At 60.2% G+C, this 25,091-nt stretch carries 21 protein-coding genes; 18 read left to right on the top strand and 3 right to left on the bottom strand.

Features of this window, described 5'->3' with window-relative positions; all coding sequences use genetic code 11:
- The 3 genes from RAC79_RS21520 to RAC79_RS21510 all read right to left on the bottom strand — a co-directional run bounded on the left by RAC79_RS21520 (window position 1) and on the right by RAC79_RS21510 (window position 2,909).
- Window positions 1-810 carry a putative hydro-lyase gene (locus tag RAC79_RS21520; RefSeq protein WP_080857581.1) on the bottom strand — a complete coding sequence of 270 codons (810 nt, stop codon included), beginning with the start codon at window positions 808-810 and terminating at the stop codon, window positions 1-3.
- 11 nt (window positions 811-821) lie between these two features.
- Complete coding sequence (locus tag RAC79_RS21515) at window positions 822-1,589, bottom strand: LamB/YcsF family protein (protein ID WP_059758319.1); 768 nt, start codon at window positions 1,587-1,589, stop codon at window positions 822-824.
- Between the two features lie 78 nt (window positions 1,590-1,667).
- Window positions 1,668-2,909 (bottom strand): NRAMP family divalent metal transporter, encoded by a 1,242-nt coding sequence (locus tag RAC79_RS21510; RefSeq protein ID WP_142845582.1) that lies wholly within the window; start codon window positions 2,907-2,909, stop codon window positions 1,668-1,670.
- A gap of 266 nt (window positions 2,910-3,175) precedes the next feature.
- Here RAC79_RS21510 and RAC79_RS21505 point away from each other — a divergent pair, with 266 nt between their 5' ends.
- From RAC79_RS21505 to RAC79_RS21420, 18 genes are all read left to right on the top strand, one after another.
- Window positions 3,176-3,841, top strand: coding sequence for a GntR family transcriptional regulator (locus RAC79_RS21505; protein ID WP_065656665.1), 666 nt, complete (start codon window positions 3,176-3,178; stop codon window positions 3,839-3,841).
- Window positions 3,842-3,942: 101 nt separating this feature from the next.
- Window positions 3,943-4,530 carry an ANTAR domain-containing response regulator gene (locus RAC79_RS21500; RefSeq protein ID WP_003519752.1) on the top strand — a complete coding sequence of 196 codons (588 nt, stop codon included), beginning with the start codon at window positions 3,943-3,945 and terminating at the stop codon, window positions 4,528-4,530.
- Between the two features lie 34 nt (window positions 4,531-4,564).
- Window positions 4,565-5,851 carry a CmpA/NrtA family ABC transporter substrate-binding protein gene (locus tag RAC79_RS21495; protein WP_142845581.1) on the top strand — a complete coding sequence of 429 codons (1,287 nt, stop codon included), beginning with the start codon at window positions 4,565-4,567 and terminating at the stop codon, window positions 5,849-5,851.
- A 381-nt stretch (window positions 5,852-6,232) separates the two neighbouring features.
- Window positions 6,233-7,525 carry a CmpA/NrtA family ABC transporter substrate-binding protein gene (locus RAC79_RS21490; RefSeq protein WP_142845580.1) on the top strand — a complete coding sequence of 431 codons (1,293 nt, stop codon included), beginning with the start codon at window positions 6,233-6,235 and terminating at the stop codon, window positions 7,523-7,525.
- 115 nt (window positions 7,526-7,640) lie between these two features.
- Window positions 7,641-8,534 (top strand): nitrate ABC transporter permease, encoded by an 894-nt coding sequence (gene ntrB / locus RAC79_RS21485; protein WP_142845579.1) that lies wholly within the window; start codon window positions 7,641-7,643, stop codon window positions 8,532-8,534.
- Window positions 8,535-8,547: 13 nt separating this feature from the next.
- Entirely contained in the window at window positions 8,548-9,345 is a 798-nt protein-coding gene (locus RAC79_RS21480; RefSeq protein ID WP_003497964.1) for an ABC transporter ATP-binding protein, read from the top strand.
- A 5-nt stretch (window positions 9,346-9,350) separates the two neighbouring features.
- Window positions 9,351-11,798 (top strand): nitrite reductase large subunit NirB, encoded by a 2,448-nt coding sequence (nirB, locus tag RAC79_RS21475; protein ID WP_142845578.1) that lies wholly within the window; start codon window positions 9,351-9,353, stop codon window positions 11,796-11,798.
- 5 nt (window positions 11,799-11,803) lie between these two features.
- Window positions 11,804-12,139, top strand: a complete 336-nt coding sequence (gene nirD, locus RAC79_RS21470; RefSeq protein WP_003519747.1) for a nitrite reductase small subunit NirD — start codon at window positions 11,804-11,806, stop codon at window positions 12,137-12,139.
- 214 nt (window positions 12,140-12,353) lie between these two features.
- On the top strand, window positions 12,354-15,002 hold the full coding sequence (locus tag RAC79_RS21465; RefSeq protein WP_374997522.1) for a molybdopterin-dependent oxidoreductase: 2,649 nt from the start codon (window positions 12,354-12,356) through the stop codon (window positions 15,000-15,002).
- Window positions 14,974-16,434: a siroheme synthase CysG gene (gene cysG, locus RAC79_RS21460; protein WP_174040130.1), complete on the top strand. Its 1,461-nt coding sequence runs from the start codon at window positions 14,974-14,976 to the stop codon at window positions 16,432-16,434. Before RAC79_RS21465 ends, cysG begins: the two co-directional genes overlap by 29 nt.
- A gap of 140 nt (window positions 16,435-16,574) precedes the next feature.
- Window positions 16,575-17,348: a DeoR/GlpR family DNA-binding transcription regulator gene (locus RAC79_RS21455; RefSeq protein ID WP_078052186.1), complete on the top strand. Its 774-nt coding sequence runs from the start codon at window positions 16,575-16,577 to the stop codon at window positions 17,346-17,348.
- A 108-nt stretch (window positions 17,349-17,456) separates the two neighbouring features.
- Complete coding sequence (gene glpD / locus RAC79_RS21450; RefSeq protein WP_078052185.1) at window positions 17,457-18,980, top strand: glycerol-3-phosphate dehydrogenase; 1,524 nt, start codon at window positions 17,457-17,459, stop codon at window positions 18,978-18,980.
- Between the two features lie 36 nt (window positions 18,981-19,016).
- Entirely contained in the window at window positions 19,017-20,087 is a 1,071-nt protein-coding gene (locus tag RAC79_RS21445) for an ABC transporter ATP-binding protein (RefSeq protein ID WP_078052184.1), read from the top strand.
- A gap of 12 nt (window positions 20,088-20,099) precedes the next feature.
- Window positions 20,100-21,170 (top strand): ABC transporter ATP-binding protein, encoded by a 1,071-nt coding sequence (locus RAC79_RS21440; RefSeq protein WP_142845573.1) that lies wholly within the window; start codon window positions 20,100-20,102, stop codon window positions 21,168-21,170.
- A 2-nt stretch (window positions 21,171-21,172) separates the two neighbouring features.
- Window positions 21,173-22,039, top strand: a complete 867-nt coding sequence (locus RAC79_RS21435) for a carbohydrate ABC transporter permease (protein ID WP_065117167.1) — start codon at window positions 21,173-21,175, stop codon at window positions 22,037-22,039.
- A gap of 3 nt (window positions 22,040-22,042) precedes the next feature.
- Entirely contained in the window at window positions 22,043-22,963 is a 921-nt protein-coding gene (locus tag RAC79_RS21430; protein ID WP_035261093.1) for a carbohydrate ABC transporter permease, read from the top strand.
- A 2-nt stretch (window positions 22,964-22,965) separates the two neighbouring features.
- Complete coding sequence (locus RAC79_RS21425; protein ID WP_003519736.1) at window positions 22,966-23,259, top strand: DUF2160 domain-containing protein; 294 nt, start codon at window positions 22,966-22,968, stop codon at window positions 23,257-23,259.
- A gap of 75 nt (window positions 23,260-23,334) precedes the next feature.
- Window positions 23,335-25,056 (top strand): ABC transporter substrate-binding protein, encoded by a 1,722-nt coding sequence (locus RAC79_RS21420; protein WP_003519735.1) that lies wholly within the window; start codon window positions 23,335-23,337, stop codon window positions 25,054-25,056.
- Window positions 25,057-25,091: the final 35 nt, after the last annotated feature.

Below are 25,091 nucleotides of genomic sequence, written 5' to 3'. Positions count from 1 at the left end.
TCACGCGTGATAGGCTGAATCGGGAATGTCGGTGATGAACATGTGCCCCGGCGCATGGGTGATCGCAAAGGGTACGCCCGACGCCATCACGGCGGCCTGGGGTGTGACGCCGCAGGCCCAGAACACCGGAACTTCGCCCGGCTCGATCCGCACCGCATCGCCGAAATCAGGCTTTGCAAGATCGGTGATGCCGATCTCTTCCGGTGCGCCGACATGCACGGGCGACCCGTGTACGGCCGGAAAACGTCCCGAAATGGTCGCAGCATCGGCGACCCGCGAGGCCGGGATCGGCCGCATGGAAACGACCATATTGCCCTTCAGCCGACCGGCCGGGCGGCAGGGTCGGTTGGTGAGATACATCGGCACATTGCTCTTGTCGGTCATATGGCGGATTTCGATGCCCGCTTCCACCATCGGCGTTTCGAAGGTGAAGCTGCAGCCGATCAGGAAGGCGACGAGATCGTCACGCTCCGCCCAGGCGGCGGTTGCATCCGCTGTTTCCTCGACGAGCTTGCCGTCCCGCCAGATGCGGTAGAGCGGCAGGTCGGTTCTCAGATCTGCGCCGGGCGCGAGCAGCGTGGTGGGCGAACCGGGATCGGACACGTCCAGCACCGGGCAGGGTTTGGGATTGCGCTGCGCGTAAAGCAGGAAATCGAAGGCCCAGTCGCGCGGCAGCACGATCATGTTCGCCTGCGTGAAGCCGGGTGCAATGCCGGAAGTTGGGGCGACGAGGCCGTCGCGATAGGTCGCACGGGCCTTTCGTGCGGCGTCCGCGTTGGTGTGGTTGAGATAGGATGTCGGTATCGTCATCGGCTATCCTTTCAACGATTGGATGCGAAAGAGCGGATGTCGATGCCATCAGCCTCGAAACGGCGGCGGATTTCCTGGGCGATGGCGACGGCACCGGGGCTGTCGCCGTGCACGCAGATGGATTGCGCTTCGATTTTTATGATGCTGCCATCGATGGCCTCCAGCGTGCCTTCGCGGGCAAGCTGCACCATGCGGTCGGCGATTTTGGCCGCGTCATGCAGCACGGCACCGGCTTCGCGGCGGGAGACGAGTTGGCCCTGAGGCGTATAGGCGCGATCCGCGAAAGCTTCGGCGACGACGGCAAGACCTGCCTTGCGGGCAAGATCGAGGATGGGCGCGTTCGCAAGACCCATCAGCACCAGCGAAGGATCGATGGCCTTGATGCCGTCAATGACGGCCTGCCCCTGTTTCGCATCGTTGGCGATGCGGTTGTAAAGCGCGCCATGCGGTTTCACGTAACGCACCGTTGTGCCGGCAGCGGCGGCGACGCCTTTCAGTGCGCCGATCTGGTAGATGACATCGGCGATCAGTTCTTCCGAGGTCGCGTCCAGATCGCGGCGGCCAAAGCCAACGCGGTCCGGATAGGAGACATGGGCGCCAACGACCACGCCTTTTTCGGCGGCGGCCTTGACGGTGCGGTAGATACCGGCCGGATCGCCGGCATGAAATCCGCAGGCGATGTTGGCGCTGGAAACGATGGCGAGCATCGCCTCATCGTCTCCCATGCGCCATGCGCCGTAACTTTCGCCAAGATCGCTGTTGAGATCGATAGCGGCCATGTTTGCCTCCCTTTAGAGCATTTCCAGCAAAAGTGCGTAGCGGTTTTGCGTCCGGAAAATGCGTAAAACACTAGTTTATTACAGGCCGAGCAGGCCGAAGATGGTGCCGGCGGACTTGTAGCCCATGTACCATGTCAATGCGCAGGTCAGAACGCCAAGCACAAGCAGGATGCGTGGGTAACGATAGCCGCCCATCAGGTCTTCGCGTTTCCATGCGGCGAACAGGAAGATGCTGAGGCCGATGGGCAGGATGAGGCCGTTCAGGCCGCCGACGAAGACCAGCATGGCGGCGGGCGGCGTGGTGATCAGCAGGTAGCAGACAAGCGAGACGGCGATGAAAACGACCGTCGCCATGTTGCGGGCACGTTCGGTCATGTCCTGCTTGAAGACGGGCAGGAATGAAACCGAGGTATAGGCCGCGCCGATGACGCTGGTGATGGCCGCTGCCCAGAAGATGATGCCGAAGAGCCGGAAGCCGAGATCGCCCGCGGCCGAACGGAAGGCCTGTGCGGCCGGATTGGCGGCCTGGCCCGACGTATCGATGATGACGCCGCTGGCGACGACGCCGAGAATGGCGAGGAACAGCACATAGCGCATGACGCCCGTGACGGCGATGCCGGTCAGCGCCGCGCGGTTGACGGCAGGCAGGTTTTCGATGCCGACCATGCCCCGGTCCAGCAGCCGGTGTGCGCCGGAATAGGTGATGTAGCCGCCGACGGTGCCGCCGACGATGGTGGTGATGGTTGCGAAATTGATCGTATCCGGCAGGAAGGTCTGGCGGAAGGCGTCACCCACCGGCGGTGCGGAAACGAAGGCCACATAAAGTGTCAGCACGATCATCAGGATGCCTGCGAAAATGATGAACCGGTCGACGGCAAGGCCTGCGCGTTTGGAAACGAAGATGGCGATGGAAAAGACCGCGCTGATGGCGCCGCCGATTTTCGGGTCCAGCCCGAAAATGGCGTTCAGGCCAAGGCCGGTGCCGCCAATATTGCCGATGTTGAAGAACAGGCCGCCGATAATGACGAGAATGGCCAGAAGATAACCGGAGCCGGGAATAGCGGCATTGGCAATATCGGATGCGCGCATGCGCGTCAGCGTCACGATACGCCAGATGTTGAGCTGGACGACGAAGTCGATGAGGATGGAGGCAAGGATGCCGAAGGCGAAGGCGGCACCGAGCTGGGTCGTGAATGTCGCCGTCTGCGTGATGAAGCCGGGACCGATGGCGGATGTCGCCATCAGGAAGATCGCGCCCATCAGGGATGCGCGTTTTGACATTTTCACATCGGCAGTCGGGGTGAGCTTTTTCTGCTCCATGGATTTTCTCCGCTCCTGTCGCAATCCGCCCCTCGCGGATGCTTTATGCGGACGATCTTGTCCTGTTCTGCGAAATTGTCAACTTTGTTCAACAATATAAAGTTATCGTTCTTTCATTTTGTCCATTTGTTGGACGTAATGAGCAGGATTTAATCACGTTTTTTTCGTGCTTTGCTAATGCTTTGTGCTATGGGCAATCATGCCGTGTCCGAACATGCCTGTCACGGAATTCCCGATGCTGCATTGCTCTTAAGGAAAGGAGCGCCATGACCGAAACGATAGAGGGTCTGCCGCTTGCGGATCGATTGGCCAAGGGTATTCGCACCCTACTGATCTCCGGCGAGTTGATGCCGGGACAGCGCCTATCAGAGGCAGCCTTCAGTGAACGTTTCGACGTCTCGCGCAATTCGCTGCGCGAAGCTTTCCGGTTGTTGACCAAGGACGGGCTTCTGCGCCACGAGGCAAATCGCGGCGTGTTCGTCGCCGTTCCCACCATGTCCTCGGTCATCGATATTTATCGGGTGCGACGCATGGTGGAATGCGGCGCACTTCGCCAGGCCTGGCACAAGCATCCCGCAATCAAGACGATGCGGGCAGCGGTCGAGGACGCCAAGGTCAAGCGTGAAGATGCAGACTGGCTGGGTGTGGGCAGCGCCAACATGAAATTTCACGCCGCCGTCGTCGATCTTCTCGACAGCGCTCGCCTCAGCGATTTTTACGAGCGTATCGCCGCTGAACTCAGGCTTTGTTTCGGTTTGCTGAAAGATCCCGAACAGCTTCATTCTCCCTTCGTGGACATGAACAGCAAGATCCTGTCGCTGATGGAAGAGGGCAAGGCGCAAGAGGCCGGCGACGAGATGGAAATCTATCTCAATCTGTCCGAGCGGACGGTTTTGAAGGCGCTTGAACGCGCCGTCGAACACGCTTCCTGACATGACGGGCGGCAGGGGAAAAAACGGCCCTTGCCGCTCCCGCCATTTTTTGCATCCGCAGCCGATTGCCAAGTTTGCTGCGCTGCGTCATCAATGCTGACATGACGCTTCGCGACCTGACCATTCTCGTTATCGACGAAAACGCGATCCGCGCCTCCATCATCGAGGAGGGGCTGCGCGAGGCCGGCTATCATCGCGTCACCGTCATCCACGAGGTGAACGGGGTGGCGCGCACCATCGAGACGCTGCAGCCCGATGTCATCTTCATCGATCTCGAAAATCCCAATCGTGACATGATGGAGCATCTGTTCCAGCTTACCCGCACGGTCGGCCGGCCGATCGCCATGTTTGTCGATCGCTCCGACACCGCGTCCATTGAGGCGGCCGTCGAGGCGGGCGTTTCCGCCTATGTGGTGGACGGGCTGAAGAAGGAGCGGGTCAAGCCCATTCTCGACATGGCGGTCAGCCGCTTCAATGCCTTCAGCCGTCTGCAGCGGGAACTTGCCGAAGCGAAATCGGCGCTTGAGGAACGCAAGGTCATCGAGCGCGCCAAGGGCATTCTGATGAAGATGCGCGGCCTTTCCGAAGAGGAGGCCTTTGCCCTTTTGCGGCAAACCGCAATGAACGAGAAGAAGAAGATTTCCGAGATCGCGCAAAGCGTGGTCACCGCGGCCGGTCTGTTGATGTAACGAACCGCCGGTCGGACAGTGTGGAGTGAATGATATGGCGGCACCGGAAAAAACGGCTGGATCAGACAGCGGCGTAACGCAAGCACCGGCAATCGTCGGCAGCGACCGGCAGAAAATTCTGCGTGCCGGCTTTATTCCGCTTGTCGACGCATCCGTCCTGATTGCTGCGGCCGAATTCGGTTTCGCAGAACGCGAAGGCCTTTCGCTCGATCTCGTCAAGGATGTTTCCTGGGCGAATGTGCGCGACCGGCTGGCGTTTCGGCAATTCGATATCGCCCACATGCTGTCGCCAATGCCCGTCGCCTCCATGCTCGGGCTTGGCTCAAATCCGTCGCCGACGATCACGCCCTTTTCACTCGGGCGCGGCGGCAATGCGATCACGCTTTCGACCCGGCTGTTTGCACGGATGAAGACTTTGACCGGGCTTTCCGAAACGGCCGGAGCGCTCGAAAATGCCGAGGCGTTGAAGCGGGTGCTCGATGATATGCGCGCCCGCGGCGAACCGCCGCCGACGCTTGGCATGACCTATCCATTTTCATCGCATAATTACGAGTTTCGCTACTGGCTTGCCGCCGGCGGCATTCACCCCGATCACGATGTCAAGCTTGTGGTCGTGCCGCCGCCATTGACCTCGGATGCGCTTGCCGCAGGGGCCATTGACGGTTTCTGCGTCGGAGCGCCGTGGAACATCGTCGCCGCCGAGCGCGGTGTCGGCCGGATCGTTGCGGCCAAGCAGGATTTGTGGCCTTCCGCACCGGAAAAAGTCATCGGCATGCGACCCGAATGGGCGGAAAACCAGCAGGAAACGGTCGGACGGTTGCTGAAGGCGCTCGATGCCGCCGCGCGCTGGTGCGACCTAGCCGAAAATCACGATGATCTCAGCGCTGCCCTTGCCGATCCCCGTTATATCGGCGCACCGGAAGGTATCATTCGCCGTGTGCTTGCCGGTGAATTCAGTATCGACAGCCAGGGCAACCGCCGGGTGATCGACAATTATTTCATCTTCCACGATGGTCACGCCAATTATCCGCGCCAGAGCCAGGCATTGTGGATCTACAGCCAGATGATCCGCTGGGGGCAGGCCGAGTTTTCCCAGGCCGGTGTGGAGGCCGCCCTGTCTGCCTACCGGCCGGATATTTATCGGGCGGCGCTTGGCGACGCCAATGCACCTGACGATGCCGATATCCGCATCGAAGGGCAGGAAGAGCAGGACCGTTTCGTGGATGGCCTCATATTCGATCCCGCCGACATTGCAGGCTACGTGAACGCCTTTTCCGTGCGCACCGCCGCACCGTTTTCTCCGACTTCAGGCGAGACGTAAGCGGCGTCTTGCCTTGCGGGCTGCGCAAATTTCAAGCGCAGGATTCTGCTCTTTGCACAAATGGAAGACAGAAAGCACGCTGATTAAAATTTAATCAGTAGATTGATTTTAAAAAATACTCTTTTATTTTCAATAATATAATCTGGTTTTTATAAACTGGCACGCCTCTTGCTTCTTGTTTTTTGCACCGGTCAACGGCGATCGGGGCAAAGCAAGGCGCGGCATAGGCGCTTTCAGAAGACACAGACGTCGCAAGGTTTTGCTGCCCGGAACACCTCCCGTTCCGCAGGCGCAAACACCGAGCGGCGTTTTTTTATTTTCAGGTTTTTTCGCAAGCGAAAGCGTCACCCGCAGAGGTGGCCCAATAAGGGGAACATGCGAATGAAAAAGATATTCTCCGGCGATGTCAGCCGCCGCACGATACTGAAGACGACAGCCACCGCCGCCCTTGTCAGCGCCGTGCGCGTGGCCTTTCCGTGCGGTGCTTTCGCAGCCACCGCTGAGCCCGAGGTGAAAGGCGCGAAAATCGGCTTCATCGCGCTCACCGATGCCGCCCCGCTCATCATTGCGGCGGAAAAGGGCCTGTTCGCCAAACACGGCATGCCGGATGTCGAGGTTCTGAAACAGGCCTCCTGGGGCGCGACGCGCGACAATCTCGTGCTAGGCGGCGCATCGAACGGCATCGACGGTGCGCATATTCTGACGCCCATGCCCTATCTCATGCATACCGGCAAGGTGACCCAGAACAATGTGCCGGTGCCGATGACCATCCTCGCCCGCCTCAACCTCGACAGCCAGGGCATTTCCGTCGCCAAGGAATATGCCGAAACCGGCGTTCAGCTGGATGCCTCCAAGCTGAAGGCGGCTTTCGAGAAAAAGAAGGCCGAGGGCAAGGAAATCAAGGCCGCCATGACCTTCCCCGGCGGCACGCATGATCTCTGGATTCGCTATTGGCTGGCCGCCGGCGGCATCGATCCGGACAAGGACGTCTCTACCATCGTCGTTCCGCCGCCGCAGATGGTCGCCAATATGAAGGTGGGCAATATGGACGTCTTCTGTGTGGGCGAACCCTGGAACGAGCAGCTCGTTAATCAGGGCATCGGTTTTACCGCCTGTACCACCGGCGAACTCTGGAAGGGCCATCCGGAAAAGGCGCTCGGCATGCGCGCCGACTGGGTGGAAAAGAACCCCAATGCCACCAAGGCGCTGCTGATGGCGGTGATGGAAGCGCAGCAATGGTGCGACGAGATGGCGAACAAGGAGGAAATGTCCACCATCCTCGGCAAACGCCAATGGTTCAATGTGCCGCCGAAGGATGTGCTTGGCCGCCTGAAGGGCAATATCAATTACGGCAACGGCCGCGTGCTCGAAAATACCGGCCTGCAGATGAAGTTCTGGCAGGACCATGCCTCCTATCCCTTCCGCAGCCACGACAGCTGGTTCATCGCGGAAAACATCCGCTGGGGCAAATTCGCACCCGATACGGATGTGAAAGCGCTGGTGGAGAAGGTGAACCGTGAGGATATCTGGCGCGCGGCGGCCAAGGATCTCGGCGTCGCCGATCTTCCCGCCTCCACCTCGCGTGGCAAGGAAACCTTCTTCGACGGCAAGGTCTTCGACCCGGAAAATCCGTCGGCCTATCTCGAAAGCCTGTCCATCAAGGCGGCCTCCTGAGGAGGAGACCCGGGGTGTCGCCCCTCATCCGCCAGGTGCGCTGCCCAACCGGCGCGACTGAAGACCGGATGAGGGGCGAGCCCCAGACCGCAACCGACATCAAGAGGAAATGCCCATGTCCGCATTGGCCCGAAAATTCAAGGAAGAGCCGCACCAGCCGGCAACGCAGAAAGCAAATGTCGTGTCGCTTGCGCCGAAACAGTCGCCGCGGATCGATCTGCGCAAATGGGGTGCGGCCGCTGCCCGCAACATCGTACCGCCGTTCATCGTCCTCGCCATTCTGCTGGGCGTCTGGCAATTGCTCTGTTCCGCCCCCGGCTCATCGCTGCCGCCCCCGAGCCAGGTTTTCGAGGAGAGCTACGATCTCATCGTATCGCCGTTCTTCCATAATGGTTCGCAGGATATCGGCCTTGGCTGGCGCGTGCTGGTCTCGCTGGAGCGTGTGGCTTACGGTTTCGGCCTCGCCGCCATTGCCGGCATCATTCTCGGCGCTGTCGTCGGTCAGTCGGTCTGGGCCATGCGCGGTCTCGATCCGATCTTCCAGGTGCTGCGCACCGTGCCGCCGCTTGCCTGGCTGCCGCTTTCGCTGGCCGCCTTTCAGGACAGCAATCCTTCGGCCATTTTCGTGATCTTCATCACCTCCATCTGGCCGGTCATCATCAATACCGCAGTCGGCGTGCGCAATATTCCGCAGGACTACCGCAACGTGGCGCAGGTGCTGCGACTCAACCAGCTCGAATTCTTCTTCAAGATCATGCTGCCTTCGGCGGCACCCTACATCTTCACCGGCCTGCGTATCGGTGTCGGCCTTTCGTGGCTCGCAATCGTCGCGGCGGAAATGCTGACCGGCGGCGTCGGCATCGGTTTCTTCATCTGGGATGCGTGGAACTCCTCGCGCCTGCCCGACATCATCGTGGCGCTTGTCTACATCGGCGTCGTCGGCTTCGTGCTCGACAAGCTGGTGGCGGCGCTCGGCAAGGTCATCACCCGCGGCGCTGCGGCAAATTAAGAGGGCGACGATCATGAACGCTTATCTGAAGCTCGATCACATCGACAAATATTTCGACAAGGGCGGTTCGCGCGCCGAGGTGCTGAAAGGCATCAATCTCACCATCGAAAAAGGCGAATTCGTCTCCGTCATCGGCCATTCCGGTTGCGGCAAATCCACCATGCTCAATCTCATCGCCGGACTGACGAAAGTGTCTGCCGGCGCCGTTCTGCTCGAAAACCGCGAGGTCAACGAGCCCGGCCCGGAACGCGCCGTCGTGTTCCAGAACCACAGCCTGCTGCCTTGGCTTTCGGTTTATGAAAACGTGAACCTCGCCGTCGAGAAGGTCTTCCGCAATACCAAGACCCGGGCCGAGCGGCATGACTGGGTCATGCGCAATCTCGATCTCGTGCAGATGGCCCATGCTAAGGACAAGAAACCGTCTGAAATTTCCGGCGGCATGAAACAGCGCGTCGGCATTGCCCGCGCGCTCGCCATGGAGCCGAAGATCCTGCTGCTCGACGAGCCTTTCGGTGCGCTGGACGCGCTGACCCGTGCCCATCTCCAGGACGCGGTGATGGAAATCCACGCCCGGCTTGGCAACACCATGGTCATGATCACTCATGATGTCGACGAGGCGGTGCTGCTTTCCGACCGTATCGTGATGATGACCAACGGTCCGGCAGCCCACATCGGCGAAGTGCTGGAGGTGCCGCTGGCACGCCCGCGCAACCGCATCGAGCTCGCATCCGACAAGACCTACCTCAAATGCCGCGAGGCCGTGCTGAAGTTCCTTTACGAACGTCACCGCTTCGTCGAAGCTGCGGAGTAACGACCATGACGCAAAAACTCGTCATCATCGGCAATGGCATGGCGCCGGGGCGCATGCTGGAGAACCTGTTCGAAACCGCTCCCGGCCTTTACGACGTCACCATTTTTAACGCCGAGCCGCGCGTCAATTACGACCGCATCATGCTCTCGCCGGTGCTTTCTGGCGAAAAGAGCTATGAAGACATCGTCATTCATAATGACGAATGGTATGCGGCTAACAATGTGACGCTGCACAAGGGTGCGAAGGTCACCGGCATCGACCGCGACAGAAAGACCGTGACCAGCGAAAACGGCATCACGGTTTCCTACGACAAGCTGGTGATCGCCACCGGTTCGTTGCCCTTCATCATTCCCGTCCCCGGCCACCAATTGCCGGGCGTGCTCGCCTACCGCGATCTCGACGATGTGACGAAGATGCTGGAAATCGCCGAGGGCAAGGGCCGCGCCATCGTCATCGGCGCCGGTCTTCTCGGGCTGGAAGCCGCCTATGGCCTCAAGCGCCAGGGCATGGACGTTACCGTCATCCACCTGATGCCGACGATCATGGAGCGCCAGCTCGATCCAGCAGCGGCCTATCTTCTCGAAAAGGCGCTTAACGAGCGCGGCATCGACATCATCACCAAGGCCAATACCAAATGCATTCTGGGTGAGGAGAAGGTCGAGGGCATCGAGCTGGAAGATGGCCGCGTCATCAAGGGCGACATGGTGGTGATGGCGGTCGGCATCCGTCCTGCCTCGGGCCTCGCCAAGGAGGCGGGTATAGCCGTCAATCGCGGCATCGTGGTGGATGATGGCATGATGACGTCCGACGCCTCGATCTATGCGCTCGGCGAATGCGCCGAGCATCGCGGCATGTGCTACGGACTGGTCGCGCCGCTTTATGAATCGGCGCGGGTGCTGGCGGACCGGCTGTGCGGCGGCTCGGCCGAATATCACGGCTCTGTCACCAATACCAAGCTGAAGGTCACCGGCATCAACCTGTTTTCCGCCGGTGATTTCGCCGAAGGCGACGACCGCGAGGAAATCGTGCTGCGCGATGCCACCGCCGGTGTCTATAAGCGCCTGATCCTCAAGGAAAACCGCATCATCGGCGCGGTGCTTTACGGCGAGACGGCGGACGGCTCGTGGTTCTTCGATCTGATGAAGAAATCGACCGATATTTCCGCCATGCGCGAAACCCTGATCTTCGGCCAGGCCTATCAGGGAGGGTCGCCACTGGACCCTATGGCGGCCGTTGCAGCCTTGCCGGATGATGCGGAAATCTGCGGCTGCAACGGCGTCTGCAAGGGCAAGATCACATCGGCCATCACCTCCAAGGGGCTGACATCGCTGGACGATGTGCGCGCCCACACGAAGGCATCCGCCTCCTGCGGCAATTGCACCGGCCTTGTCGAGCAGCTGATGACGATAACGCTCGGTGACAGCTACAATCCCGCTGCCGTGCAGCCCATGTGCAAATGCACCGATCTTGGCCACGACGATGTGCGCCGTCTCATCAAGGCGAAGGGGCTGAAGACCATTCCCGCCGTGATGCAGGAGCTGGAATGGAAGACCTCCTGCGGCTGCGCCAAATGCCGGCCGGCGCTCAATTATTACCTCGTCTGCGACTGGCCGGATGAATATGCCGACGATTACCAGTCGCGTTTCATCAATGAGCGCGTCCACGCCAATATCCAGAAGGACGGTACCTATTCCGTCGTTCCGCGCATGTGGGGCGGCGTCACCTCTTCCTCCGAGCTCCGGGCGATTGCGGATGTGGTCGACAAGTTCGAAATCCCGATGGTGAAGGTGACGGGCGGCCAGCGCATCGATCTTCTCGGCATCGAGAAGGAGGATCTGCCGGCGGTCTGGGCCGATCTCGGCAAGGCTGGTTTCATTTCCGGCCAGGCTTACGCCAAAGGTTTGCGCACGGTCAAAACCTGCGTCGGCCAGCAATGGTGCCGCTTCGGCACGCAGGATTCCACCGGCCTTGGCATCCGCATCGAAAAATTCATGTGGGGCTCGTGGACACCCGCCAAGCTGAAACTTGCGGTCTCAGGCTGTCCGCGCAACTGCGCGGAGGCGACCTGCAAGGATATCGGCGTGATCTGCGTCGATTCCGGTTTCGAGATCCATTTCGCCGGTGCCGCCGGCCTCGATATCAAGGGCACGGAAGTTCTGGGTCTCGTCAAAACCGAGGATGAGGCGCTGGAGCATATCGTGGCGCTGACGCAGATGTATCGCGAACAGGCCCGCTATCTTGAGCGCATTTACAAATGGGCCAAGCGCATCGGTTATGACGAAATCCGCCGCCAGATCATGGACGATGCGGAAAAGCGCAAGGCCTATTTCGATCGCTTCGTCTTCAGCCAAAAATTCGCGCAGGTCGATCCCTGGTCGGAACGCGTATCCGGCCACGACAAGCACGAATTCAGGCCCATGGCGGCGATCGGTTTCAATCAGGCGGCGGAGTGAGAACGATGGACAGCAACTGGATCGATATTGGCGATATCTCCGACATTCCCCTGCGCGGCGCGCGTTGCGTCAAAACGCCGATGGGCAAGATCGCCGTGTTCCGCACGGCGGAAAATCAGGTCTTCGCCATCGAGGACCACTGCCCGCACAAGGGCGGGCCGCTGAGCCAGGGCATCGTGCATGGCGCTTCGGTGACATGTCCTTTGCATAATTGGGTCATTTCGCTGGAAACTGGCAAGGCCTTGGGGGCGGATGAGGGCGAGGTGAGGACCATTCCGGTGCGTAATCTGGATGGAAGGCTTTCGATAGCGCTCGAAACCCTGATGATTGCGGCGGAGTGAATTGCGATGGCGGTGGCGTTACCCCCCTCTGTCCTGCCGGACATCTCCCCCTCAAGGGGGGAGATCACTCGCGGCACAAACGTCCATTCACAACTGGCGTCGTTGCCGGTGGAGAGGAAACGGGGAGCCATCCGCTTGTCGATCTCTCCCCTTGAGGGGGAGATGTCCGGCAGGACAGAGGGGGGTAACCGCCACGCACTGAGGGGGCAAACCCATGCCCACTGAAACAAAAACCACCTGTCCCTATTGCGGCGTTGGCTGCGGCGTCATCGCCACCGTCAACGACGATGGCGCGGTATCCGTCAGAGGCGATGAGGATCACCCCGCCAATTTCGGACGGCTGTGCTCCAAAGGTTCGGCTCTGGCCGAAACCATCGACCTCGACGGTCGCCTGCTCCACCCGGAAATCGCCGGCAGGCGGGCGTCATGGGACGAAGCGCTTGACCTCGTCGCTTCCCGGTTTTCTCAAGCCATCGCCGAACACGGCCCGGACTCCGTCGCCTTTTACGTCTCCGGCCAATTGCTGACCGAGGATTATTATCTCGCCAACAAGCTGATGAAGGGTTTCATCGGCTCGGCCAATATCGATACCAATTCAAGGCTGTGCATGTCGTCTTCCGTCGCCGGCCATCGCCGTGCCTTTGGGGCCGATACGGTGCCGGGCACCTATGAGGATATGGAGCTTGCCGATCTGGTGATCCTCACCGGTTCCAATCTCGCCTGGTGCCATCCAGTGCTTTACCAAAGGCTTGCGGCGGCAAAGGCTGCGCGGCCGGAAATGAAAGTCGTCGTTATCGATCCGCGTCGGACGATGAGCGCCGATATTGCTGATATGCACCTCGCCATCCGCCCGGATGGAGATGTGGCACTGTTTACCGGCTTGCTGGCGCATCTTTCTGATAGTCCCGCAATCGATCGCGGTTATGTGGAAAATCACACGCTCGGTTTTGATGCGGCGATGCAGGCAGCAAACGGACACAGCCTGCCGGAGATCGCCGAAGCCACCGGCCTGACGATTGCCGAACTGATTTCCTTTTACGAATTGTTCGAACGCACCGAAAAAACCGTCACCTGCTACAGCCAGGGCGTCAACCAGTCTAAAAGCGGCACCGACAAGGTCAACGCTATCATCAATTGCCACCTTGCCACCGGCCGCATCGGCAGGCCGGGCATGGGGCCGTTTTCGCTGACCGGCCAGCCGAACGCCATGGGCGGGCGCGAGGTCGGCGGGCTGGCCAACATGCTGGCCGCCCATATGGCCATCGAAAATGCCGAGGATCGCGACCGTGTGCGGCGCTTCTGGGCCTCGCCCGCCATTGCGGAAAAACCCGGACTGAAGGCGGTGGACATGTTCAGGGCGGTGGCCGATGGCCGCATCAAGGCGCTGTGGATCATGGCGACCAACCCGGTGGTTTCCATGCCGGATGCCGGTACCGTCGAGGCGGCCATCAAGGCCTGTCCTTTCGTCGTGGTGTCCGATGTCATGGCGAGTACCGATACGGCCCGCCATGCCCATGTGCTTCTGCCATCGCTTGGCTGGGGTGAAAAGGACGGCACCGTCACCAATTCCGAGCGGCGCATTTCCCGCCAGCGCGGTTTTCTCGATGTGCCGGGCGAAGCGAAAGCGGACTGGTGGCAAATGGCGGAAGTGGGCCGGCGCATGGGTTTCGGCACGGCCTTCGCCTATGGCCAGCCATCGGAGATTTTTGCCGAACATGCCGCTCTTTCCGGCTTCGAGAATGCCGGCAGTCGCGATTTCGATATCAGCGGCGTCGAGCGGAATTCCTATGATGCGATGACGCCGTTTCAATGGCCGAAGGCCGGGCCGGGCGATGCTGTCGTTACCCGCTTTTTCGCGGATGGGCGGTTTTACCATGCTGATGGCAAGGCGCGGTTCATCGCCACCGCTTTGCCGGAGACCGGCAGGACATCGGCGGATTATCCGCTGACACTGAATACGGGCCGTATCCGCGATCAATGGCACACCATGACCCGCACCGGCAAAAGTGCGCGCCTGACCGCCCATATCGCGGAACCCTTCGCCGAGCTTCATCCGCGCGATGCGCAGGCGCTGGGAATCGAAAGCGCCGATCTGGTGGAACTGGAAAGCCCCCATGGCAAGGTTCTGCTGCGGGCGCTGGTGAGCGAAAGGCAGGCGCGCGGCTCGGTGTTTGCGCCGATGCACTGGAACGACCAGTTCGCCTCGCAGGCGCGCATCGATGTTGTGGTTGCGCCGGTGACTGATCCGCATTCCGGCCAGCCCGCCTCGAAAAACGTTGCAGTAAGGGCAAGGCGCTTCGAAGCGAAGGCCTATGGTTTCGCCATCTCCCGCATCCGGCCGGATGCACCGGATTGTGCTTACTGGGCCATGGCCAAAGCGGATGGCGGTTATCGCATGGAGCTCGCCTTTGCCGAGGAGCCGCAGGACTGGACACTCTGGGCGCGACAGGTCTTCGGCATCGAGGCCAGGGTCGAGCCGCTGGGTTATAGTGACCGGCAGACGGGCGACCTGCGCCTCGCCTTCTTCGACGGCGATATCCTGCTGGCAGCGCTGTTCGTCGCCAGGCAGCCGGTGGCCGTCGCCCGCAACTGGGCGATCTCGCAACTTGCCGAGCGTCATGAGGATCTGCGCATGCGTTTTGCGCTGGTCGCTGGTCGCCCCGGTGCCGGCCGCGCCGATCCGGGCGCCACCGTCTGCTCCTGCTTTAACGTCGGAGTGAACCAGATTACCGCGGCCATCCGCGAAGGCTGCCGCAGCGTCGAAGCCATAGGCAAGGCGTTGAATGCCGGAACCAATTGCGGCTCCTGCCGCGCTGAAATCAGGGGGATCATCGATGGATGCCTTAAAACCGCAGCGGAATGAACCGGCCCGCATGGAAAGATTAGCCAAGTTGCCGGTCTTCTGGGGGCTTGAGGGCAAGCGCGTGGTGCTGGCGGGCGGATCGGACGGGGCCGCCTGGAAGGCGGAACTGCTGCTGGCCTGCGGGGCGGAATTGCATCTTTATTGCGAGGCAAGCGAGCTTTCGGAAAGCTTTGCAGTGCTTGTCGCAAAAAGCCAGATGCTGAGATGGCATGACCGTCCGTGGGGTCCGGATATCTTCGGCGGCGCGGAACTGGCTCTGGCGGATTGCGAGACCGATGCGGAAGCCGCGAGCTTCTACGATGCCGCGCGCGCGGCCGGCGTTCCCGTCAATGTCATCGACAAGCCGGAATTCTGCCAGTTCCAGTTCGGCTCCATCGTCAATCGCTCGCCGGTGGTGGTATCTATTTCCACCGATGGCGCAGCACCCATTCTGGCGCAGGCTATCCGCCGACGCATTGAGACATTGCTGCCGCTTTCGCTGAAGGATTGGGGCGCGCTTGCCCAGACAATCCGCGAGCGCGTCAATCTGCGGCTCGCTCCCGGTGCGTCGCGGCGCTCTTTCTGGGAAAAATTCGTCGATCGGGCTTTTACCGAAAGGCTGGATGAGCGCAGCGAGGAAAGGCTGCTTGCGGATATCGGAATGCAGGCTGCGCGGGCAGGATCGGGGCGCGGCCTTGTGACGCTTGTGGGCGCCGGACCGGGCGATGCCGAACTGCTGACACTGAAAGCGGTGCGCGCTTTGCAGGCGGCCGATGTCATCCTGTTCGACGATCTCGTCTCGGCGGAAGTGCTGGAACTGGCGCGGCGGGAGGCGAAACGCATGCTGGTCGGAAAGCGTGGCGGCCGGGAAAGCTGCAGGCAGGAAGATATCAATGACATGATGATCCGTCTCGCCAAGGCCGGCAAACGGGTGGTGCGGTTGAAATCCGGCGATCCCATGATTTTCGGGCGCGCCGGCGAGGAGATCGCTGCGCTGGAGGCTGAAAATATCCCGGTCGAGATCGTGCCCGGCATCACTGCCGCAAGCGCCATGGCCTCGCGCCTGGGTGTGTCCCTGACCCATCGCGACCATGCCCAGTCGGTACGCTTCATCACCGGCCATTCCCGACAGGGAAGGCTGCCGGAGAATATCGACTGGAAATCGCTGTCTGACCCTTCCGTAACCACGGTCTTTTACATGGGTGGGCGCACCGCAGCCGAGATCGAAGCTGCCCTGCTTGCCCATGGAATGCCTGCATTAACGCCCGTTGCCATCATGATTTCCGTCAGTCGCTCAAACGAACAGCGCTGGTGCGGTTCGCTTACGCAATTGGCTGCGGCCGTTGAGAGGCTGGGTGTAAACGAACCGGTGCTAATCGGCATCGGCGATGCATTTGGTGCCGCGTCTTCGGCGATGTCCCGTTCCAGCCCGCTCATTCAGAAAGTCGGCTAAATAATATCGTCAAATGGCGTCGTGGGGTTCACGACCTGTTTTCATCCCGCCACTATCGCTGCTGCAAAACCGTCCCTTGACATTGGTTTTTCGTTCGCTCTTCAATAAAACGAAAAAATTGAAAGAGGAGGGAGGGTGAAATGCTGCTCACACCGCGTCAGGATGAAATCGTTGCGCTGGCGAAAGCGAACGGGCGGGTGCTGGTCGACGAGCTGGCGGCGCGGTTCTCCGTCACTCCCCAGACGATCCGCAAGGATCTGAACGATCTCTGCGATACGCGGGTTTTAACCCGCATCCACGGCGGCGCGCTTTTTCCAAGCGGCAATGAAAACGTCAAATACGAGGCGCGTCGGGCGATAGCCTCTTCCGAAAAGCAGGCGATAGGCGCCGCCGCCGCCGCCCTTATCCCGAACAACTCGTCACTCTTCATCAATATCGGCACGACGACCGAAGCCGTGGGCGAAGCGCTGGCGGATCATCACGAGTTGATGGTCATTACCAACAACATCAATGTTGCCAACAGGTTGCGGGTCTTCCCCGGTATCGAGGTGGTGATTGCCGGCGGTGTCGTGCGCGGTTCCGATGGCGGTATCGTCGGCGAGGCGGCGGTGGATTTCATTCGCCAGTTCAAGGTGGATTTTGCGGTCATCGGCGTTTCGGCCATCGATGAGGATGGCGCTTTGCTGGATTTCGACTTTCGTGAGGTCAAGGTCGCGCAGGCAATCATCTCCAATGCACGCCATGTCATTCTGGTGTCGGATTCGCTCAAATTCGAGCGCACGGCTCCGGTTCGTATCGGCCATCTTTCCCAGGTGCATACTTTCATCACCGATCATTGTCCGGTGGATTCGATCCGGGCCATCTGTGCCGATCATGACGTCCGGTTGATCGAAACCGAGATGGTCGAGTCCTGATCGGGATAGCCCATGAATTTCGTTTGACATTCGTTTTGTCTTCGAATTAGATGTCCGTGCTTTCAGTATATCGATGAGGAGAGCGTCGATGAAAGCGCGGGAGGGTCCATGTCTGACGAGGCAATCCACGATATTTTCGTGATCGGCGGCGGTATCAATGGCTGCGGCATCGCGCGTGACGCCGTGGGCAGGGGCTATTCCGTCGCGCTTGCGGAAATGAACGATTTCGCCTCCGGCACCTCTTCCGCCGCTACCAAGCTTATCCATGGCGGTTTGCGTTATCTCGAACATTACGAGTTTCGTCTGGTGCGCGAAGCGCTGATGGAACGTGAGGTGCTGTGGGCCATGGCGCCGCACATCATCTGGCCCATGCGCTTCGTATTGCCGTTCCAGAAAGGTGGCGTGCGCCCGGCCTGGCTCGTGCGTCTCGGGCTGTTTCTGTACGACCATCTCGGCGGCCGCAAGCTTCTGCCCGCGACCCGCTCGCTCGATCTGCGCCGCGATCCCGCCGGGAAACCTTTGAAACCGATTTTTGCCCGCGCCTTCGAATATTCGGATGGCTGGGTGGATGATGCCCGCCTGGTGGTGCTGAATGCCCGCGACGCTGCCAATCGCGGCGCGCTCATCCTCAACCGCACGCAGGTGGTTTCGGCCCGACGCGAAGGCACCTTCTGGCATGTCGAAACGAAAAATGCGGCCGGAGAGGCCAAAACCTACCGGGCGCGCATGCTGGTGAATGCCGCGGGTCCCTGGGTGGACAAGGTGCTGTCCTCGGCGTTCGGCAAAAACAATGTCCATAATGTCCGCCTGGTGCAGGGCAGCCACATCATCGTGCGCAAGAAATTTTCCGATCCGCGTGCCTATTTTTTCCAGAATCCGGACGGGCGGATCATCTTCGCCATTCCCTATGAACAGGACTTTACGCTGATCGGCACGACGGATCGCGACTATACCGCCGACCCCCGGGCTGTTAAGATCAGCGACGAGGAGATCAGCTATCTTTGCAATGCGGCGAGCGAATATTTCGCTGAACCGGTGGAGCCGGCGGATATCGTCTGGACCTATTCCGGCGTGCGCCCGCTGTTCGATGACGGAGCATCGAAAGCGCAGGAAGCGACCCGCGATTATGTGCTGAAAACCGAAGGGGCGGAAGGTGAAGCGCCGCTTCTCAATATTTTCGGCGGCAAGCTCACCACCTATCGGCGGCTTGCCGAACATGCTCTTGAAAAAATCGGCGATGCGCTGGGTGAAAAGGGTGCGCCATGGACGGCGGGCTCGCATTTGCCGGGTGGAAATTTCGGCGCCGAGGCCTACACCGCGGAAGTTTCGGCGCTGCGGTCGCGTTACCCCTTTCTTGAAGAGCGTCATGCGGAGCGGCTTGTGCGCTGCTACGGAACGGATGCGGCGGTGCTGATCGGCAATGCCACGGAGGCGGCGGCGCTCGGGCGGTATTTCGGCGGTACGCTGTACGAGGCTGAGGTTCGCTGGCTGATGGCGCGGGAATGGGCGCTGACGGCGGAGGATATTCTGTGGCGTCGCACCAAGCAGGGGCTCTTTTTTACCCCGGAAGAGGTGCGTGAGCTGGAGGATTATGTCGAAGACATTGCAGGTGGGCGCTTAAGGGCAATCTGACGATCCGGATAAAAGCGGAGGAGGCTTTGGATCACCATGCTTGAATTGCGAAACGTCTCTAAGATGGTTGGCGGTGAATATCATATTCACCCGACCGATCTGACGTTGCAGCGCGGAAGCCTGAACGTCCTTCTTGGACCGACACTTTCGGGCAAGACGACGCTGATGCGGCTGATGGCCGGGCTGGACAAGCCGAGCGCGGGCTCGATCTTTTTCAATGGCGAAGATGTGACGGGGTGGCCGGTGCAGAAGCGCAACGTCGCCATGGTCTATCAGCAGTTCATCAACTATCCGGCGCTCAGCGTTTACGAAAACATCGCCTCGCCGATGCGCGTTGCCGGCAAGGACCAGGCGACCATCGACAGGGAAGTGAGGAAAGCCGCCGAGCTTCTGAAGCTGACGCCCTATCTCGACCGCACGCCGCTCAATCTTTCCGGCGGCCAGCAGCAGCGCACAGCACTCGCCCGCGCCATCGTCAAGAACGCCAATCTGGTGCTGCTCGATGAGCCGCTGGCCAATCTCGATTACAAGCTGCGCGAAGAGTTGCGCGAGGAACTGCCGCGCATTTTCGCCGAATCCGGCGCCATCTTCGTTTATGCCACGACCGAACCTTCCGAGGCGCTGCTTTTGGGCGGCAATACCGCAACGCTCAACGAGGGCAGGGTAACGCAGTTCAGCCGTACCATCGAGGTTTACCGGCGTCCGGTGGATATCGTCACCGCGGAAATTTTTGCAGACCCGCCGCTCAACACCATCGAGGTCATCAAGGCGGGCGGTGCATTCACCCGTGCCGACCAGGCGGTGATTGCGGTGCCGGCGCATCTTGCCGCCGTGCCGGATGGACCTTTGACCATTGCGTTCCAACCGCATCATCTTTTCCCGCAGGCGAAGGGCGAGGCCCGGCAGTCGATCCGGGCGCGGACGCTGATTTCGGAAATCGCCGGATCGGAAAGCTTCGTGCATGTGGAATTTTCGGGCCGGCGCTGGGTCATGCTCGCGCATGGCATTCACGACATCGAGCCGGACAGGGACATAGAGCTGTTTCTCGATACAAAACACCTGATGGCCTTTGACGCGAATGGCCGCGCCATCGGCGAAGCGGCTTGAGGGAGATCGGTCATGGCACGCATCACGCTCGATCACATCCGCCACGCCTATAACGCAAAGGCGCAGGCTGCCGGCGACTATGCGCTGAAGGAAGTCCATCATGAATGGGAGGACGGCGGCGCCTATGCTCTGCTCGGCCCTTCCGGCTGCGGCAAAACCACGCTGCTCAACATCATTTCCGGGCTGCTGCGCCCCTCCGAAGGCCGCATCGCCTTTGACGGAACCGACGTGACGGATTTCGCCACGGAAGACCGCAATATCGCGCAGGTATTCCAGTTCCCGGTCGTCTACGACACGATGACGGTCTATGACAATCTGGCCTTTCCGCTGCGCAACCGGCATGTGCCGGAGGCCGAGGTGGACCGTCGGGTGCGGGAAATCCTCGAAATGACCGATCTTTCCGGCATGGCCAAACGCCATGCGCGTGGTCTGACGGCGGATCAGAAACAGAAGATCTCGCTGGCGCGCGGGCTGGTGCGGTCCGATGTCAACGCCATCCTCTTCGACGAGCCGCTGACGGTGATCGACCCGCATATGAAATGGGTGCTGCGCTCGCAGCTGAAACGCCTGCATCGCCAGTCCGGTTTCACCATGGTGTATGTCACCCATGACCAGACCGAAGCGCTGACCTTCGCCGATAAGGTTGTGGTCATGTATGACGGGCAGATCGTCCAGATCGGCACGCCGGCTGAGCTTTTCGAACGGCCGGGACATACCTTCGTCGGTTATTTCATCGGTTCGCCGGGCATGAATGTGCTGCCCGCCAGTATCGACGGCGCGACCGCAATGGTCGGCGGCCTTGGTGTGCCGCTCGCCGGTGCGCCAAAGGTTGACGGAGCGCAACGCATCGAGATCGGCATCCGCCCGGAATTCGTCCGGCTGGAACGGGGCGGCATGCCCATAGCTGTCGACAAGGTCGAGGATATCGGCCGGCAGAAGATCGTGCGCGCCCGGTTCGCCGGCCAGAAACTCGCGATCGTCGTTGCCGAAGACGAGGAAATCCCGGCGGAAGCGGGTGTTCGCTTCGATCCGGCCGCCATCGGCGTCTTCGCCAACTCGTGGCGTGTAAAGATGGGGGCCTGACCATGGAAAAGAGCTGGAACAACAAGGCATGGTTCATGGTGCTGCCGGTGCTGGTGCTGGTCGCCTTTTCCGCCGTCATTCCGCTGATGACCGTCGTGAATTATTCGGTGCAGGATACGTTCGGCAATAACCAGTTCTTCTGGGCTGGAACGCAATGGTTCGAGGAAATTCTGGCCTCGGACCGTTTCTGGGATGCGCTGGGGCGCAACCTGCTGTTCTCCGGCATCATCCTCGCGATTGAAATTCCGCTCGGCATTTTCATCGCACTCAAGATGCCGAAATCCGGCATTGGCGTGCCTGTTTGCCTCGTCACCATGGCACTGCCGCTGCTTGTGCCGTGGAATGTGGTCGGCACGATCTGGCAGGTTTTCGGGCGCAGCGATATCGGGCTACTCGGTTATTATGCCAATCAGCTTGGGCTCGACTACAACTATGTCAACGATCCCGTCGATGCATGGATCACCGTCGTTATCATGGATGTGTGGCACTGGACGAGCCTTGTCGTCCTTCTGTGTTATGCCAGCCTCGTTTCCATTCCGGATGCCTATTATCAGGCGGCAAGGATCGACGGCGCCTCGCGTTTCGCGGTGTTCCGGTTCATCCAGCTGCCGAAGATGAAGCGGGTGCTGCTGATCGCCTTCCTGCTGCGCTTCATGGACAGCTTCATGATCTATACCGAGCCTTTCGTCGTCACCGGCGGCGGCCCGGGCAATTCCACCACCTTCCTGTCCATCGATCTCGTGAAGATGGCGCTCGGCCAGTTCGACCTCGGGCCGGCGGCGGCCATGTCGCTGATCTACTTCCTCATCATTCTGCTGCTGTCCTGGGTGTTCTACACCGTCATGACCAGCCACGACGCGGAGACTTGAGACATGAGCGCCTCGAATGTCACCACAAGCGTGGAGCGCAACGGCATCGGCAGTTCGCCGGTGAGAGCCACTGCGACGGGACGATCCGGCCTTGCCGTCAATGCACGGCGTCGCCACCATGGGCCGTCGCGTTTTTCCTGGCTGGTGCCGACGATCTATATCCTGCTGCTGCTGGTTCCCATTTACTGGCTCGTCAATATGAGCTTCAAGACGAACACGGAAATCGTCTCCTCCATGACGCTTTATCCGCATCAGCCGACGTTGCAGAACTACCGGACGATCTTCACGGATTCATCCTGGTATTCGGGCTATATCAATTCGATCATCTATGTCGTCATGAACATGGTGATCTCGGTCGCGGTGGCGTTGCCGGCGGCTTACGCCTTCTCGCGTTATCGCTTTCTCGGCGACAAGCACCTGTTCTTCTGGCTTTTGACCAACCGCATGGCGCCGCCCGCCGTCTTCGCGCTGCCGTTCTTTCAGCTTTATTCGGCTTTTGGCCTGATCGATACGCATATCGCCGTGGCGCTGGCGCATTGCCTGTTCAACGTGCCGCTGGCGGTGTGGATTCTCGAAGGTTTCATGTCCGGCGTGCCGAAGGAAATCGACGAGACCGCTTATATTGACGGCTACTCCTTCCCGAAATTCTTCGTGAAAATCTTCATGCCGCTCATCGCTTCCGGCATCGGTGTCGCCTGCTTCTTCAGCTTCATGTTCTCGTGGGTCGAGCTTCTGATCGCCCGCACGCTGACGACGACGGACGCCAAGCCGATTGCCGCGACCATGACGCGCACCGTTTCCGCCGCCGGCATGGATTGGGGCCTGCTTGCCGCCGCCGGCGTTCTGACCCTGATCCCCGGCGCGCTGGTGATCTGGTTCGTGCGCAATTACATCGCCAAGGGCTTCGCGCTCGGGAGGGTTTGACCATGACGAAGATGCCCGATTTTACCTGGATGGCATGGACTTGGCAGACGGCGGCCTTTTTCGGCGCCATCGCCCTGCTGCTCGTCGGAATGTGGTTCTGGGAATATCTCTCGCCCGGCGGCAATCCCCGCTTCGGCCTCTTGCGCTTCGAGACCACGCGCGGCGACAGGCTGTTTATCTCGCTGCTCGGCAGCGCCTTCATTCATCTCGCATGGCTCGGGCTGGTCGGCCCGAACCTGTGGTGGGCTCTCGCTCTATCCTTGGTTTACGCCATCGGCGTTTTCCGATTTGTCTAGAGCAGGAAAACGGTGCGGCGGAGGAAAACCGCACCCGCAGACTTCATGCAATCGCAAACCCCTGGGAGGACTGATATGCGACGGCATCTGATGACGACGACGGCGGCTATGCTGCTGGCAATGACGGGTTCCGCTTTCGCCGGAATGGAGGAAGCAAAGCAGTTTCTGGACAAGGAAATCGGCGATCTTTCGTCGCTTTCGCGTGGCGATCAGGAAAAAGAGCTGCAATGGTTTGTCGATGCCGCGAAACCCTTCGCGGGCATGGAAATCAAGGTCGTTTCCGAATCTCTGACGACCCATGAATATGAATCCAAGGTTCTGGCTCCGGCCTTCACCGCGATTACCGGCATCAAGGTCACGCACGACCTGATCCAGGAAGGCGACGTCGTCGAAAAAATCCAGACCCAGATGCAGACCGGCCAGAACCTTTATGACGGCTGGGTCAACGACAGCGACCTTATCGGCACGCATTGGCGCTACCAGCAGGTGCGCAACCTGACCGACTTCATGGCCAATGAAGGCAAGGACGTCACCAATCCCGGCCTCGACCTCAAGGACTTCATCGGCAGCGCCTTTACGACGGCGCCGGACAAGAAGCTCTACCAGCTTCCCGACCAGCAGTTCGCGAACCTCTACTGGTTCCGTTACGACTGGTTCAACAACGAAAAGAACAAGGCCGATTTCAAGGCCAAATATGGTTATGACCTCGGCGTGCCGGTCAATTGGTCGGCCTATGAGGATATTGCCGAATTCTTCACCGGCCGCGATGTCGACGGCAAGAAGGTCTTCGGTCATATGGATTACGGCAAGAAGGACCCCTCGCTCGGCTGGCGCTTCACCGATGCCTGGCTCTCCATGGCCGGCAACGGCGACAAGGGCCTGCCGAACGGTTTGCCGGTCGATGAATGGGGCATCAAGGTCAACGACAAGTCACAGCCGGTCGGCTCCTGCGTGGCGCGCGGCGGCGATACCAACGGTCCGGCTTCGGTCTATTCCATCGAGAAATACCTCGAATGGCTGAAGAAATATGCGCCGCCGGAAGCGCAGGGCATGACCTTCTCCGAATCCGGTCCGGTGCCGGCGCAGGGCAACATCGCCCAGCAGATCTTCTGGTACACGGCGTTTACCGCCGATATGGCCAAGCCCGGCCTGCCTGTCGTGAACGAGGACGGTTCGCCGAAATGGCGCGTCGCACCTTCGCCGCATGGCGTCTACTGGAAGGACGGCATGAAGCTCGGTTATCAGGACGTGGGTTCGTGGACGCTGATGAAATCCACCCCCGACGACCGTGCCAAGGCCGCCTGGCTCTATGCGCAGTTCGTGACCTCCAAGACCGTGGATGTGAAGAAGAGCCATGTGGGCCTGACCTTCATTCGCGACACCACCATCCACCACAAGAGCTTCACGGATCGGGCATCCAAACTCGGCGGTCTCATCGAGTTCTATCGTTCGCCAGCCCGCGTGCAGTGGTCGCCGACCGGCACCAACGTTCCGGATTATCCGAAGCTGGCGCAGCTTTGGTGGCAGGCGATCGGCGATGCTTCGTCGGGTGCGAAAACCGCGCAAGCGGCGATGGACTCTCTCTGCGCCGAGCAGGAAAAGGTCATGAGCCGTCTGGAACGCGCTGGCGTGCAGGGCGATATCGGCCCGAAACTGGCGGAAGAGCACGATATCGAATACTGGAACAAGGATGCCGTTTCGAAGGGCAATCTGGCGCCGCAGCTGAAGATTGCCAACGAAAAGGAAAAGCCGGTCACCGTCAATTACGACGAACTGGTCAAAAGCTGGCAGAAGTGATGTCTGCGTAAAATCTGAAACCGGGGCGGCTTGCC

It is taken from the genome of Agrobacterium sp. LR_9, from assembly GCF_041954855.1.
Lineage (GTDB): Bacteria > Pseudomonadota > Alphaproteobacteria > Rhizobiales > Rhizobiaceae > Agrobacterium > Agrobacterium leguminum.
This window is presented reverse-complemented; position numbering and strand designations above follow the sequence as displayed.